This window comes from Streptomyces sp. NRRL F-4489 (assembly GCF_001509485.1).
Classification (GTDB): Bacteria; Actinomycetota; Actinomycetes; order Streptomycetales; family Streptomycetaceae; genus Streptomyces.
In genome coordinates this window covers 60,023-74,847 of record NZ_LLZI01000035.1, presented here as the reverse complement: position 1 = coordinate 74,847, position 14,825 = coordinate 60,023, and the positions used below count along the sequence as shown (strand labels likewise).

9 protein-coding genes are annotated in these 14,825 nt (G+C 73.3%); 7 read left to right on the top strand and 2 right to left on the bottom strand.

Annotated features, from left to right (window positions below; translation table 11 throughout):
• Nucleotides 1-174 precede the first annotated feature (174 nt).
• The 5 genes from ADL22_RS05340 (at nucleotide 175) to ADL22_RS05320 (ending at nucleotide 8,271) form a co-directional block, all read left to right on the top strand.
• A complete protein-coding gene (locus ADL22_RS05340; RefSeq protein WP_066974237.1) occupies nucleotides 175-1,569 on the top strand; it encodes a diaminobutyrate--2-oxoglutarate transaminase family protein in 1,395 nt (464 codons plus the stop codon).
• Nucleotides 1,566-3,611, top strand: coding sequence for an IucA/IucC family protein (locus ADL22_RS05335; RefSeq protein WP_066974236.1), 2,046 nt, complete (start codon nucleotides 1,566-1,568; stop codon nucleotides 3,609-3,611). Before ADL22_RS05340 ends, ADL22_RS05335 begins: the two co-directional genes overlap by 4 nt.
• A 57-nt stretch (nucleotides 3,612-3,668) precedes the next feature.
• Nucleotides 3,669-4,349 (top strand): GNAT family N-acetyltransferase, encoded by a 681-nt coding sequence (locus ADL22_RS05330; protein WP_066974235.1) that lies wholly within the window; start codon nucleotides 3,669-3,671, stop codon nucleotides 4,347-4,349.
• A gap of 105 nt (nucleotides 4,350-4,454) precedes the next feature.
• Nucleotides 4,455-6,233, top strand: a complete 1,779-nt coding sequence (locus tag ADL22_RS05325) for an IucA/IucC family protein (RefSeq protein ID WP_066974234.1) — start codon at nucleotides 4,455-4,457, stop codon at nucleotides 6,231-6,233.
• Between the two features lie 43 nt (nucleotides 6,234-6,276).
• A complete protein-coding gene (locus ADL22_RS05320) occupies nucleotides 6,277-8,271 on the top strand; it encodes an ATP-dependent DNA helicase (RefSeq protein ID WP_066974233.1) in 1,995 nt (664 codons plus the stop codon).
• Between the two features lie 93 nt (nucleotides 8,272-8,364).
• Here the strand turns inward: ADL22_RS05320 and lexA are convergent, their stop codons facing one another.
• Entirely contained in the window at nucleotides 8,365-9,162 is a 798-nt protein-coding gene (gene lexA, locus ADL22_RS05315) for a transcriptional repressor LexA (RefSeq protein WP_066974232.1), read from the bottom strand.
• A gap of 606 nt (nucleotides 9,163-9,768) precedes the next feature.
• Here lexA and nrdR point away from each other — a divergent pair.
• Nucleotides 9,769-10,296, top strand: coding sequence for a transcriptional regulator NrdR (nrdR, locus tag ADL22_RS05310; RefSeq protein WP_066974231.1), 528 nt, complete (start codon nucleotides 9,769-9,771; stop codon nucleotides 10,294-10,296).
• A gap of 128 nt (nucleotides 10,297-10,424) precedes the next feature.
• The gene (locus ADL22_RS05305) at nucleotides 10,425-13,307 is read left to right on the top strand and encodes a vitamin B12-dependent ribonucleotide reductase (RefSeq protein WP_066974230.1); all 2,883 of its coding nucleotides are present in this window, start codon (nucleotides 10,425-10,427) and stop codon (nucleotides 13,305-13,307) included.
• Between the two features lie 172 nt (nucleotides 13,308-13,479).
• On the opposite strand, the gene ADL22_RS05300 is transcribed toward ADL22_RS05305, so the two are convergent.
• A complete protein-coding gene (locus ADL22_RS05300) occupies nucleotides 13,480-14,397 on the bottom strand; it encodes an alpha/beta fold hydrolase (protein ID WP_079063856.1) in 918 nt (305 codons plus the stop codon).
• Nucleotides 14,398-14,825 lie beyond the last annotated feature (428 nt).

Here is a 14,825-nt window from a genome sequence, read left to right as displayed (position 1 = left end):
TGCCGGTGCCCGGAGGGACGGTGGTAGCCGGGGCCATGGTTCCCGCCGCCAAGGATCTTGCCGCCGGCCGTGTTCCCGCGCCCGTGCCGTCGTTGGTACGTACGGGGGACGGCCGGGCTGCCCGCCGGGCCCGCCCGGTATCCAGCAGTTCACCAGCAGGAGGACACAACCGCCGTGGCGTTGACCGAATCCGTGCCGGCGGCCGCACCGCCGGCCCACGAGGGGATCCTGCGCCGCCAGGCCCTGCGTGAGTCCGCCGCCCGCACCTACGCGCGCTCGCTGCCGATCGTGCCGGTGCGCGCCCGCGGGCTGACGATCGAGGGCGCCGACGGCCGGCGCTACCTCGACTGCCTCTCCGGCGCCGGCACCCTCGCGCTCGGCCACAACCACCCCGTCGTCCTGGAGGCCATCCGCACCGTCCTCGACTCCGGCGCGCCGCTGCACATCCTCGACCTGGCCACGCCGGTCAAGGACGCGTTCACCACCGAGCTGTTCGCCACCCTGCCCCAAGAGTTGGCCGAAAACGGACGGATCCAGTTCTGCGGGCCGGCCGGCACCGACGCCGTCGAGGCGGCCTTCACCCTCGTCCGCACCGCCACCGGCCGGGACGGTCTGGCCGCCTTCTCCGGCGCCTACCACGGCATGACCGCCGACGCGCTGGCCGCCTCCGGGGGCGCCCGCCACCCCGGCGTGACCCGGCTGCCCTACCCGTACGCCTACCGCTGCCCCTTCGGCACCGGCGGCGAGCAGGGCGCCGAGCTGTCCGCCCGCTGGACCGAGCGCCTCCTGGACGACCCCAAGGGCGGCGTCCCCCGGCCCGCCGGCATGATCCTCGAACCGGTCCAGGGCGAGGGCGGCGTGATCCCCGCCCCGGACACCTGGCTGCGCCGCATGCGGGAGATCACCGCCGCCCGGGGCATCCCGCTCATCGTCGACGAGGTGCAGACCGGCGTCGGCCGCACCGGCACCTTCTGGGCCGTCGAACGCAGCGGCATCGTCCCCGACGTGCTGGTGCTCTCCAAGGCGATCGGCGGCAGCCTCCCGCTCGCCGTCATCGTCTACCGCGCCGAACTCGACGCCTGGCGGCCCGGCGCGCACGCCGGCACCTTCCGCGGCAACCAACTCGCCATGGCCGCCGGCACCGCCACCCTCGCCTACGTCCGCCGCAACGGCCTGGCCGCGCACGCCGCGCGGCTCGGCGCCGCCATGCTCGCCCGGCTCCGCGAACTGGCCGCCGCCCACGACTGCGTCGGCGATGTGCGCGGCCGCGGGCTGATGCTCGGCGCCGAGATCGTCGACCGGGACGCCGCCCCGGACGCGCTCGGCGCCCGCCCCGCCGACCCGGCGCTGGCCACCGCCATCCAGCAGGCGTGCCTGGACCGCGGCCTGATCGTCGAACTCGGCGGCCGGCACTCCGCCGTCGTCCGGCTGCTGCCGCCCCTGACCCTCACCGACGAACAGGCGGACGCGGTCCTCGACCGCCTCGCCGACGCCATCGCGGCGGCCGTCCGCACCACCCCCGGCCCCCAGGGGCCGGCCCCCACCACCATGCGAGGCACCCCCTCATGACCGAACGCCCCGCCCCCGACGGGACCCAGGCCGCCGAGCGGCCCGCCGCCCACGCCCAGGGCGCCGGCCTGATCGAGCCGACCGTCCCCCGCCAGCAGCGCCGCCCCGGCGACGACACCTGCCACCAGCAGCCCGCCGCCGGCCACGGGGCCCCGGGCCCGTACGACTCCGGTCCGTACGACCCCGGCCCGTGCGAGCCCGTGCGGCACCCCGACGCCGACCCCCTCGACCACCCCGACCCGGCCGCCGCCGCCGACGCCGCGGGCATCGAGAACCTCCTCCGCTGCTGGCTGCGCGAGCAGGGCACGCCCCGCCCGGCCGGCGGCCGGCTGCGCCTGGCCCTGCACGCCAGCGCCACCGCCCTGCACATCCCCGTCCGCTACTGGTCCCCCACCGGCTGGCACCGCCTGGGCGCCCCCACCCTCGACGGCACCCCGCCCGGCTCCGCCCCGCTGGACGCCGTCACCCTCGCCGCGCTGCTGCGCCGCGAGGCCGCCCACGGCGGCGACCGGCGGGCCTCGGACGGCGGCGAGCACCGCGTCGCCGACGGCGACGAGCCGACCGCCGACGCCCCGCAGGCCCCGGACGGCGACGGCGCCGAACTCATCGGCCGGGTCGCCAACTCCGTCCGCACCACGGCGCTGTTCATCGCCGACCGGCGGGCCCACCCGGACGCGGACACCGGCTTCCGCTTCCTCGACGCCGAGCAGTCGCTCCTCCTGGGCCACCCGCTGCACCCCACGCCCAAGAGCCGCGAGGGCCTCACCGACGCCGAGACCCGCGCCTATTCGCCCGAGCTGCGCGGCGGTTTCCCGCTCCACTGGGCGGCCGTCCACCCCTCCGTCCTGGCCACCGACTCCGCCTGGACCGAGCGCGGCCGGACCGTCCCGGCCGCCCGGCTCGCCGCCCGGCTCGCCGGCGACGGCCTCGCGCTCCCCGAGGGCACGGTCCCGCTGCCGCTCCACCCCTGGCAGGCCCGCGACCTCGCCGCCCGCCCGGAGACCGCCGCACTGCGCGACGCCGGACTGCTGCACGACCTCGGCCCGCACGGCCCGCTGTGGTACCCCACCTCCTCCGTCCGCACCGTCTGCCGCCCCGGGGCGCCCGCGATGCTCAAGCTCTCGCTGGGCCTGCGGATCACCAACTCCCGCCGGGAGAACCTCCGCAAGGAACTCGTCCGGGGCGTGGAGGTCCACCGGCTGCTGCGCACCGGCCTGGGCGCCGAGTGGCGGGCCGCCTTCCCCGGCACGCCCGGCTTCGACATCGTCCGCGACCCCGCCTACCTCGCCGTCGACAGCCCGGACGGCACCCCCGTCCAGGGCCTGGACGCCGTCCTCCGGCACCAGCCCTTCGCCCCCGGCGACGACGCCGTCTGCATCGCCGGGCTCACCGCCCCGCGCCCCTGGCCCGGCCTCGGCGTGATGCGCTCCCGGCTGGAGAGCGTGGTCGGCGCGCTCAGCGCCCGCACCGGGCGGCCGGCCGGCGCGGTCGCCACGGAGTGGTTCCTGCGCTACCTCGAAGCGGTCGTCCGGCCCGTCCTCTGGCTCGACGGGACGGCCGGCGTCGCCCTGGAGGCCCACCAGCAGAACACCCTCGTCCTGCTGGACGCCGGCGGCTGGCCGGCCGGCGGCCGCTACCGCGACAACCAGGGCTACTACTTCCGCGCCTCCCGCCGCGCCGAGCTGGAGCGGCGGCTGCCCGGCATCGGCGCCGCCAGCGACACCTTCGTCGCCGACGACGTCACCGACGAGCGGTTCGCGTACTACCTCGGCATCAACAACGTCTTCGGGCTGATCGGGGCGTTCGGCGCGGCCCGGCTCGTCCGCGAGGAGATCCTGCTCGCCGCCTTCCGCCGCTTCCTCGCCGACGCCGCGACGGCCCCGCCCGCCCACCGCTCGACCCTCCCGGAGCGGCTGCTGACCTCCCCCACCCTGCGCTGCAAGGCCAACCTCGCCACCCGGCTGCACGGCCTGGACGAACTCGTCGGCCCGGTCGACACCCAGTCCGTCTACGTCACGCTGCCCAACCCGCTCGTGACCTAGGCCGGGTCGCGGGTCACGCCGTCCCAGCGATCCCCGTCCCCTACAGGAGAGCGTCACGTGCCACCGACCGATGCCGGCCCCACCCCCGCGCCGGACGCCGCCCTCGGACCGCTGCCCGCGCCCCACCCGGGCGCGGCGCCGCCCGCCGCCCCCACCCCGGCGGCGGGCCCGCTCCTGGACCACCTCGCCGGCTGGCCGCCGGCAGACACGCCCGCCGGGCCGTTCGCCCTCGTCCCCGTCGAGCTCGACCGCGATCTGGACCGGATCACCGCCTGGATGAACGATCCGGCCGTCGCCGCCTTCTGGGAGCTGGCCGGGCCGCCCGAGACCACCGCCGCCCACCTCCGCGCCCAGCTGGACGGCGACGGCCGCAGCGTCCCCTGCCTCGGCGTCCTGGACGGCGTCCCGATGAGCTACTGGGAGATCTACCGCGCCGACCTCGACCGGCTGGCCGGCTACTACCGCGCCCGGCCCCACGACACCGGCATCCACCTGCTCATCGGCGGCTCCGGCGACCGCGGCCGCGGCCTGGGCGCGATACTGCTGCGCGCCACCGCCGACCTCCTCCTGGACCGGCGCCCGCGCTGCGGACGCGTCCTGGCCGAACCGGACCTGCGCAACACCGCCTCCGTCGCGGCCTTCCTGAGCGCGGGCTTCCACTACGCCGAGGAGATCGACCTGCCGGAGAAACGCGCGGCGCTGATGGTCCGCGACCGCGCCCACCGCCACCTGCTCTGACCCCGGGGCCGTCCACCGACGGCCCCGTTGCCGTACGCCATCCATCCGGCCGGCCCGCTTGTCCCCCGCACGTGCCGGGCCGGTCCCGTACCGAGGAGTCCCACCTTGTCTCCTGCGCCCCGCCCGGCCACCCCGGCCGCGCACGCCGCCTGGCAGCACGCCGCCCGCCGGCTCTTCGCCAAGACCCTCGCGGAATTCGCCTACGAGGAGATCGTCCGCCCCGAACCGGACGGCACCGCTCCGGACGGCGCGCCCCGCTACCGCCTGCCCGTCACCGACCACCTCACCTATCGCTTCACCGCCCGCAGAGGCGCCTACGGGCACTGGCGCGTCGACCCCCACTCGATCACCCCCGACGCCGATCCCTTCCACTTCCTGGCCCACGCCCACGACACCGTCCTGGGCCTGTCGGGCGACACCACCGGCCACCTCATCCGCGAGCTGACCGCCACCCTCGCCGCCGACACGCACCTGGACGCCACCGCGCTCACCGCCGCCGAACTCGCCGACCTGGACTACGCCGCCCTGGAAGGCCACCAGACCGGCCACCCCTGGCTCGTCGCCAACAAGGGCCGGCTCGGCTTCTCCGCCGCCGACGCGGCGACCTGGGCCCCGGAGGCCCGCACCCCGCACCGGCTGCCCTGGCTCGCCGCCCACCACCGCATCGCGCACTACCGCGGCGTCCCCGCACTGGCCACCCCCGATCTCCTCTACGGCGAGGAACTGGACCCCGCCACCCGGCACGCCTTCGCCACCGCCCTCACCGCCGCCGGCCGCGACCCCGCCGACTACCTCTACCTCCCCGTCCACCCCTGGCAGTGGGACGAGACCATCGCCCCGCTCTTCGCCCCGCAGCTCGCCGACGGTTCCATCATCGCGCTGCCCACTGACAACGACCTCCGCCTGCCGCAGCAGTCGATCCGCACCTTCCTCAACCTCACCCGCCCCCGCGCGCGCACGGTGAAACTCCCGCTGTCGATCCTCAACACCCTGGTCTGGCGCGGTCTGCCCACCGAGCGGACCCTCGCCGCCCCCGCCGTCACCGCCTGGGTGCACGGCCTGCGCGACGGCGATACGTATCTGCGCGACGAGACCCGGGTGATCCTGCTCGGCGAGACCGCCTCCGTCACCGTCGAGCACCCCCTCTACGACCGGCTGCCCGGCGTCCCGTACCAGTACAAGGAGCTGCTCGGCTGCATCTGGCGCGAGCCGCTCACCGGCTACCTGGACCCGGGGGAGCGCGCCCGCACCCTGGCCTCGCTGCTCCAGACCGACCCGTCGGGCCGGGCGCTGACCGCGGAGCTGGTGCGCCGCTCCGGCCTGGCCCCGCGCGCCTGGCTGGCCCGGCTGTTCGCCGCGCTGCTGCCGCCCCTGCTGCACTTCCTCTACCAGTACGGCACGGTCTTCTCCCCGCACGGCGAGAACGCCATCGTCGTCTTCGACCAGGACGACGTGCCCACCCGCCTGGCCATGAAGGACTTCGTGGACGACGTCAACACCTGTGACCGGCCGCTGCCCGAGCACGCCGGTATGCCGGACGACGTCCGGGCGGTGCTGCTCACCGAACCGCCCGCGTTCCTCACCCAGTTCATCCACTCCGGCCTGTTCGTCGGCGTCTTCCGCTACCTCGCGCCGCTGTGCGAGGAGCAACTGGGCGTCCCCGAGCGGGAGTTCTGGTCACTCGTCCGGGCGGAGATCCTGCGCCACCACGAGCGCTTCCCGCACCTGAAGGAGCGCTACGAGACCTTCGACCTGCTCACCCCGGAGATCGAGCGGCTGTGCCTGAACCGCAACCGGCTGCACGTGGACGGTTACCGCGACCGCCGCGACCGCCCGCACGCCGCCGTTCACGGCACCGTCCCCAACCCCCTGCACGCCCCGTGACCGACCCGCGCTGTCAGTGGTCCCGCGTAGGCTTGCAGACGCTATGACGAAGCCCTCTCTCCCCGATCTGCTCCACGCCGCCGTCAGCGCCGTCGGCGGCACCGAGCGCCCCGGCCAGGTGGCCATGGCCGAGGCCGTCGCCGCGGCCGTGGACGACGCCGCCCACCTCCTGGTCCAGGCCGGCACCGGCACCGGAAAGTCCCTCGGCTATCTGGTGCCGGCGCTGGCCCACGGCGAGAGGGTGGTGGTCGCCACGGCCACCCTCGCCCTCCAGCGCCAGCTGGTCGAGCGCGATCTGCCGCGGACGGTCGAGGCGCTGCATCCGCTGCTGCGCCGCCGCCCCCAGTACGCGATGCTCAAGGGGCGGTCGAACTACCTCTGCCTGCACCGCCTCCACGAGGGCGCCCCGCAGGACGAGGAGGAGGGCCTGTTCGACGTCTTCGAGCAGGCGGAGCCGACCAGCAAGCTCGGCAAGGACCTGCTGCGGCTGCGGGACTGGGCGGACGAGACCGAGACCGGCGACCGCGACGACCTCACCCCCGGCGTCTCGGACCGCGCCTGGGGCCAGGTCTCGGTCTCGTCCCGGGAGTGCCTGGGCGCCTCGAAGTGCGCGTACGGCGCGGAGTGCTTCGCCGAGGCGGCCCGGGAGCGGGCCAAGCTCGCCGATGTGGTGATCACCAACCACGCGCTGCTGGCGATCGACGCCATCGAGGGCGCCCCGGTCGTGCCGCAGCACGAGGTGCTGATCATCGACGAGGCCCATGAGCTGGTCTCCCGGGTCACCGGTGTGGCCACCGGGGAGCTCACGCCGGGCCAGGTCAACCGCGCCGTCCGCCGCGCCGCCAAGCTGGTGGACGAGAAGACCGCCGATCAGCTCCAGACCGCCTCCGAGACCTTCGAGCGGCTGATGGAGGTGGCGCTGCCCGGCCGCCTGGAGGAGATCCCCGAGGAGCTGGGCTACTGCCTGATGGCGCTGCGGGACGCGGCCCGCCAGGTGATCGTCGCGCTCGGTTCCTCCCGGGACAGGTCCGTCCAGGACGAGGACGCCGTCCGCAAGCAGGCCCTGGCCGCGGTGGAGAACGTCCACGCCGTCGCCGAGCGGATCGCGAACGGCTCGGAGTACGACGTGGTGTGGTGCGAGCGCCACGAGCCCCGGGGCGGCGGGTTCCGCTTCAGCGGGGCGTCGCTGCGGGTCGCGCCGCTGTCGGTCTCCGGCCTGCTGCGCGAGAAGCTGTTCACCGACCGCTCGGTGGTGCTGACCTCCGCCACCCTCAAGCTCGGCGGGGACTTCAACGGCGTCGCGGCCTCGCTGGGCCTGGGCCCGGAGGGCGCCGGGGGCGAGGACGAGCCGGTCTGGAAGGGCCTGGACGTCGGTTCGCCGTTCAACTACGGCAAGCAGGGCATCCTCTACGTCGCCAAGCACCTCTCCCAGCCGGGCCGGGAGGGCAGCCGGGGCGACATGCTGGACGAGCTGGCGGAGCTGATCGAGGCGGCCGGCGGCCGGACGCTGGGGCTGTTCTCGTCCATGCGGGGCGCGCAGGCCGCGGCGGAGGCGATGCGGGGCCGGCTGGACATGCCGATCCTGCTCCAGGGCGAGGAGACGCTCGGCGAGCTGATCCGGAATTTCGCCGCGGACGCCCGGACCTGCCTGTTCGGCACGCTCTCGCTCTGGCAGGGCGTGGATGTGCCGGGTCCGAACTGCCAGCTGGTGGTGATGGACCGGGTGCCGTTCCCGCGCCCGGACGATCCGCTGATGAGCGCCCGGCAGAAGGCCGTGGAGGAGGCCGGCGGCAATGGCTTCATGGCGGTCGCCGCGACCCATGCCGCGCTGCTGATGGCGCAGGGCGCGGGCCGGCTGGTGCGGGCCACCGGGGACCGCGGGGTGGTGGCGGTGCTGGATCCGCGCGTGGAGCGGGCCCGCTACGGCTCGTTCCTGCGCAAGTCCATGCCGGATTTCTGGTACACCACCGACCGCAATCAGGTCCGCCGCTCGCTGGCCGCGATCGACAAGGCGGCCCGGGAGGCGGCGGGGGAGTAGCGGGGCCCGGGGCCTGGCGCGCCGCGACAGTGCGGAGCCCCAGGAGGGAACCGGCGCAGTGGTTCCCTCCCGGGGCCCGGTCAAGGGGCCGGGTCAGACCCGGCGGAGCACCGCGACCACCTTGCCGAGGATGGTCGCCTCGTCGCCCGGAATGGGCTGGTACGCGGAGTTGTGCGGCAGCAGCCAGACGTGGCCGTCCTCGCGCTTGAAGCGCTTGACGGTGGCCTCGCCGTCGAGCATCGCGGCGACGATGTCGCCGTTCTCGGCGACGGGCTGGCGGCGGACGGTGACCCAGTCGCCGTCGCAGATCGCGGCCTCGATCATGGAGTCGCCCACGACCTTCAGCACGAACAGCTCGCCGTCGCCGACCAGCTGGCGGGGGAGCGGGAAGACGTCCTCGACGGACTCCTCGGCCAGGATCGGGCCGCCGGCCGCGATCCGGCCGACCAGCGGGACGTAGGACGCGGCGGGCTTGCCGGCGGTCTCCGTCGCCGCGCTCGTCGGCTGGTCGGAGGCGCGGACCTCGTACGCCCGGGGGCGGTGCGGGTCGCGGCGGAGGAAGCCCTTCCGCTCCAGTGCCATGAGCTGGTGGGCGACGGAGGAGGTGCTGGAGAGCCCGACCGCCTGGCCGATCTCCCGCATGGACGGCGGATAGCCGCGCCGCTGCACCGAATCGCGGATCACCTCGATCACCCGGCGCTGGCGGTCGGTGAGACCGGAGCTGTCGGCGCGAATACCCGGCGGCCGACCCGGCAGCGAGCGGGCGGGCTTGTGCTCTTCGGAGTCCGACGTGGTCTCGTCCATCGGCCGCGGTGCCCTTTGCGGTTGCTCGAATCGGCTCTGGGAGTGGCTTTGTGCGGTGATGGTCGCGCTGTCTGCGGTGGTGGTCACGTCGGCCCCTCTCGAAATGTTCTCCCTAGTTAGCCAACGGTAGTTGCTTTCGAAAGGTTGCGCCAAACACACGTTCGAGTGAAAAATTCCGCGATTGGCTGACCTGATCAAGCAGTGCGGTGTATGGCCCGAATGGCAATTCCGGCCTGCCGGATGCCGTGCTCCGATTCCCGGCCGCATTCGCGTCCGGAAAGCCCTCCCGGAACGGCGTTCCGGAAAAGCGGTGCGCGGCACCCCGGCGGGCGTCCGCCGCGGCGCCGCCGATTGTGTCATCCCCGCCCCTGGGGACCGCCCGCCGGGGGCGTCCCGTACTCTCATGGGCGGCCCGCCGGACCGTCCGTCCGCCGGCCGGTCCCCGCCCCCGGAAGACGGCGCAGCGCGCCGGCACGTGGCGACACGCGGTAGGCAGATATAAGCGGCCCGACACCACATCTAGTGCTTAGATGCGTTCGGCCACCTACAAGTTGTGGTCCCGGGTCCGTCGGGGCTCCGGGATCGCCTATGCTTGTGGCTGCTCCGAAGGGCCCGTACGGACCGGCCGGAGGTCAGTCGCCGTACGCCGGTTCCGTTGGCGTGCGTCCGTATCGAGGTGAGGAGGGTGGAGCCATGCACTGCCCCTTCTGCAGGCACCCGGACAGCCGGGTCGTCGACAGCCGCACCACGGACGACGGGACGGCCATCCGCCGCCGGCGCCAGTGCCCCGACTGCTCCCGGCGGTTCACCACCGTCGAAACGGCGTCGCTGATGGTGATCAAGCGGAGCGGGGTCACCGAGCCCTTCAGCCGCACCAAGGTCATCGCCGGCGTGCGCAAGGCGTGCCAGGGCCGCCCGGTCACCGAGGACGCGCTCGCCAAGCTCGGCCAGCGGGTCGAGGAGGCGGTGCGCGCCACCGGCAGCGCGGAGCTGACCACTCATGACGTCGGGCTCGCCATACTGGGCCCGCTGCAGGAACTCGACCTCGTCGCGTACCTGCGCTTCGCGTCCGTCTACCGGGCGTTCGACTCACTCGAGGACTTCGAGGCGGCCATCGCCGAGCTGCGGGAGCAGCGCGAGCAGGGGCCGCCCGCGCACGGCGGGAGCGACGAGGAGGCCGGCGAGCCGGCCGTTCCCGTGCCCGCCACCGCCGCCGACTAAGCAGCTCGGCGCGCATCACCAGACCTGGATCGGGGCGAGAGCAGGGCGCCCCGGTCCCGGACAGACATACACCGTGCCACGGAATTTGTGTGCACATATGGGCGTTTGCCCGTATACAGGGAGGCGGAATGACAGAGACGACGAGCGGCCCGGCACGAGGCTCCCGCGCCAAGGGCAGCAAGGCGGGCAAGGGTCTGCGCATCGAGCGCATCCACACCACCCCCGGCGTGCATCCGTACGACGAGGTCGAGTGGGCGCGCCGTGACGTCGTCATGACCAACTGGCGCGACGGCTCGGTCAACTTCGAGCAGCGTGGCGTCGAGTTCCCTGACTTCTGGTCGGTGAACGCGGTCAACATCGTCACGAGCAAGTACTTCCGCGGCGCGGTCGGCTCCCCGGCCCGCGAGTCGAGCCTCAAGCAGCTCATCGACCGCGTGGTCAAGACCTACCGCAAGAGCGGCGAGGAGAACGGTTACTTCGCCTCCCCGGCCGACGCCGAGATCTTCGAGCACGAGCTGGCCTACGCGCTGCTCCACCAGGTCTTCAGCTTCAACTCGCCGGTGTGGTTCAACGTCGGCACCCAGCAGCCGCAGCAGGTCAGCGCCTGCTTCATCCTCTCCGTGGACGACTCCATGGAGTCGATCCTGGACTGGTACAAGGAAGAGGGGATGATCTTCAAGGGCGGCTCCGGCGCCGGCCTGAACCTCTCCCGCATCCGCTCCTCCAAGGAGCTGCTCTCCTCCGGCGGCAATGCCTCCGGCCCGGTCTCCTTCATGCGCGGCGCGGACGCCTCCGCCGGGACGATCAAGTCCGGCGGCGCCACCCGCCGCGCGGCCAAGATGGTCGTCCTGGACGTGGACCACCCCGACGTCGAGGCGTTCATCGAGACCAAGGTCAAGGAGGAGGAGAAGATCCGCGCGCTGCGCGACGCGGGCTTCGACATGGACCTGGGCGGCGACGACATCACGTCCGTCCAGTACCAGAACGCCAACAACTCGGTCCGCGTGAACGACGAGTTCATGAAGGCCGTGGAGTCCGGCGCGAAGTTCGGCCTGCGCGGCCGGCTGACCGGCGAGATCATCGAGGAGGTCGACGCCAAGGGCCTGTTCCGCAAGATGGCCGAGGCCGCCTGGGCCTGCGCCGACCCCGGCATCCAGTACGACGACACCATCAACCACTGGCACACCTCGCCGGAGTCGGGCCGGATCACCGCCTCCAACCCGTGCAGCGAGTACATGCACCTGGACAACTCCTCGTGCAACCTCGCCTCGCTCAACCTCCTGAAGTTCCTCCGCGACGACGACCAGGGCAACCAGTCCTTCGACGCCGCGCGGTTCGCCAAGGTCGTCGAGCTGGTCATCACGGCCATGGACATCTCGATCTGCTTCGCGGACTTCCCGACGGAGAAGATCGGCGAGACCACCCGCGCCTTCCGCCAGCTGGGCATCGGCTACGCCAACCTCGGCGCCCTGCTGATGGCCACCGGCCACGCCTACGACTCCGACGGCGGCCGCGCGCTGGCCGGTGCCATCACCTCGCTGATGACCGGCACCTCGTACAAGCGCTCCGCCGAACTGGCCGCGATCGTCGGCCCGTACGACGGCTACGCCCGCAACGCCGACGCCCACAAGCGCGTCATGAAGCAGCACGCCGACGCCAACGCCGAGGCCAAGCGGATGGACGACCTGGACACCCCGGTCTGGGCCGCGGCCACCGAAGCCTGGCAGGACGTGCAGCGCCTCGGCGAGAAGAACGGCTTCCGCAACGCCCAGGCGTCGGTGCTGGCCCCGACCGGCACGATCGGCCTGATGATGGACTGCGACACCACCGGTGTCGAGCCCGACCTGGCGCTGGTCAAGTTCAAGAAGCTGGTCGGCGGCGGCTCCATGCAGATCGTGAACAACACGGTCCCCAAGGCGCTCAAGCGGCTCGGCTACCAGCCCGAGCAGGTCGAGGCGATCGTCGCCCACATCGCCGACCACGGCAATGTGATCGACGCCCCCGGCCTGAAGCCGGAGCACTACGAGGTCTTCGACTGCGCCATGGGCGAGCGCTCCATCTCCCCGATGGGCCACGTCCGGATGATGGCCGCCGCGCAGCCGTTCCTCTCCGGCGCCATCTCCAAGACGGTCAACGTCCCGGAGACGGCGACCGTCGAGGACATCGAGGACGTCTACTTCCAGGGCTGGAAGCTCGGCCTGAAGGCGCTGGCGATCTACCGCGACAACTGCAAGGTCGGCCAGCCGCTCTCCGCCAAGAAGAAGGAGGCGGAGAAGAAGCCCGAGGCCGCGGAGCAGCCCACGGAGAAGAAGGTCGTCGAGTACCGCCCGGTCCGCAAGCGCCTCCCGAAGGGCCGCCCCGGTATCACCACCTCCTTCACCGTCGGCGGCGCCGAGGGCTACATGACCGCCAACTCCTACCCGGACGACGGTCTCGGCGAGGTCTTCCTGAAGATGTCCAAGCAGGGCTCGACCCTCGCGGGCATGATGGACGCCTTCTCCATCGCGGTGTCGGTCGGCCTCCAGTACGGCGTGCCGCTGGAGACCTACGTCTCGAAGTTCGTCAACATGCGCTTCGAGCCGGCCGGGATGACCGACGACCCGGACGTGCGGATGGCGCAGTCGATCGTCGACTACATCTTCCGCCGCCTGGCGCTGGACTTCCTGCCGTTCGAGACCCGCTCGGCGCTGGGCATCCACTCCGTCGAGGAGCGCCAGCGCCACCTGGAGACCGGCTCGTACGAGCTGCCCGAGGACGAGGTCGACGTGGAGGGCCTGGCCCAGTCCGCGCCGAAGGTCGAGGCGCCGAAGGCCGCCGCGCCGGCCAAGGCGGCCGAGGAGACCGCCGCGGCCCCGGCCCCGAAGCAGGCGCACACCAACGCCGAGCTGGTCGAGATGCAGCTGGGCATCAACGCCGACGCCCCGCTCTGCTTCTCCTGCGGCACCAAGATGCAGCGGGCCGGCAGCTGCTACCTCTGCGAGGGGTGCGGGTCCACCAGCGGGTGCAGCTGAGGCTGCCCATGCCGGCCGGTGTGAGGCTTCGGCCGGCTGAGAAGTGACGACATCAGGGCGGTGCTCCCGGGGATTCCGGGGGTGCCGCCCTGGTGGGTTTCGGGGTGGGTGCCGGGGATTACCGGCCGGTGGGGTGGGTGCCGGGGATTACCGGCCGGGGGCGCCCGCGGGCTCAAGAGGGGCGGTGGTCCGTGGCCCGGTGGCGGGCGGGTGCCGGTTCCCGGTGCCCGGCGGCGGCCGGCCGGGACAGGAACGCGGTGACGGTGCGGGTGAAGCCGTCCGGATCGTCCAGCCACGGGTAGTGTCCGGCGCCCGGCTGCACGGTCAGCTCGGCGCCCGGGAGCAGCGCGGCGATCTCCGCGGCGACCCGGGGCAGCGGACCGCTGTCCAGCTCGCCGGCGAGCAGCAGGACCGGCGCGGGGAGGGCCGCCAGCGCGGCACGCGTGGCGCGCACCGAGGCCGGGGTGAACGCCCCCGGGGACGCGTACCGCTCCCCGGCCTCCTCATTGGTCTGCGGCACCTCGGAAGCGGCGTGCGCCGCGGCCGCCGCATCCCAACTGCCGTAGAAGAACGGGGCGATGGCGTCCCAGTCGGCATCCGTGGCGGTGCCGGCCCAGACCGCCTCGTAGGAGCGGTACGCGGCCGGGTACCAGGGTTCGGCGGCCCGCAGGGCGGCGGCCTCCCGGCGGTGTGCGACCGTGAAATCGACGCCGAGCGCGCGGGCCCGGGCCGTGACCAGGGTGAGGCTGCGCACCCGCCCGGGAAAACGGGCCGCGTGGAGCAGGGCGAGATCGCCGCCCGCCGAGTGCGCGAGAATATCGACTTCTTCCAGGCCGAGGTGCGCGCGGAGCGCCTCGATGTCGGCCACCTGCCGGTCGCAGCGGTACGTCGCGGGGTCGGCCGGAACGCCGGACTCACCGGTGCCGCGCAGATCCAGCCGGATCAATTGCCGGTGCTCCGCCAGGCCACCCAGATCGCCGATATAGGCCGAAGCGCGCATCGGCCCGCCGGGGATGCAGAGCAGCGGTTCGCCTTTCCCGACGCGGTGATAGGCGAGGGCGGTTCCGTCGGGCGCGGTGAACACGGGCATGGGGTAATCCTTGGTGGGTGGGGCGGGTGGGGCAAGAGTTTTGCGGGATTGCTCAAGACGTCCTCTCGTGTGGTGAGCCCGCGGTAGCAAGGTGTTCGGCCACCCGTGGTGGACGGACCGGGCGGAGGGCTGCCTCCGCGCCGGGCCGGTCGTGGTGCCGCGTCGCCGGTGGTTGGCGAACGGCGTCCGACCTTGGCGGAGCACCGGAGGCTGCCGGTTGTCGTGCCCCCGGGATGTGCGCTCCGCCGAACGGGTGGTGGGCCATCGGATCTCTTGCCGGTAAGTCGGTCGAGGTTACTTACTTGTGGTGTCCGACCAGGTGGGCTGCCCATCCCTCCGCTGGGGAACGCGGCTCATGGCATCTGCCTGCGCACGCTGCCGGAGGTGAGCGAGGGCCCCACCGGAGGACGCCGTCGGCCGACGCGCTC

Bases quoted from the DNA above. Each gene is read 5' to 3' on its own strand.
- ADL22_RS05335 (WP_066974236.1), top strand. From the start codon at position 1,566: ATGACCGAACGCCCCGCCCCCGACGGGACCCAGGCCGCCGAGCGGCCC.
- ADL22_RS05320 (WP_066974233.1), top strand. From the start codon at position 6,277: ATGACGAAGCCCTCTCTCCCCGATCTGCTCCACGCCGCCGTCAGCGCC.
- nrdR (WP_066974231.1), top strand. From the start codon at position 9,769: ATGCACTGCCCCTTCTGCAGGCACCCGGACAGCCGGGTCGTCGACAGC.
- ADL22_RS05305 (WP_066974230.1), top strand. From the start codon at position 10,425: ATGACAGAGACGACGAGCGGCCCGGCACGAGGCTCCCGCGCCAAGGGC.
- ADL22_RS05300 (WP_079063856.1), bottom strand. From the start codon at position 14,397: ATGCCCGTGTTCACCGCGCCCGACGGAACCGCCCTCGCCTATCACCGC.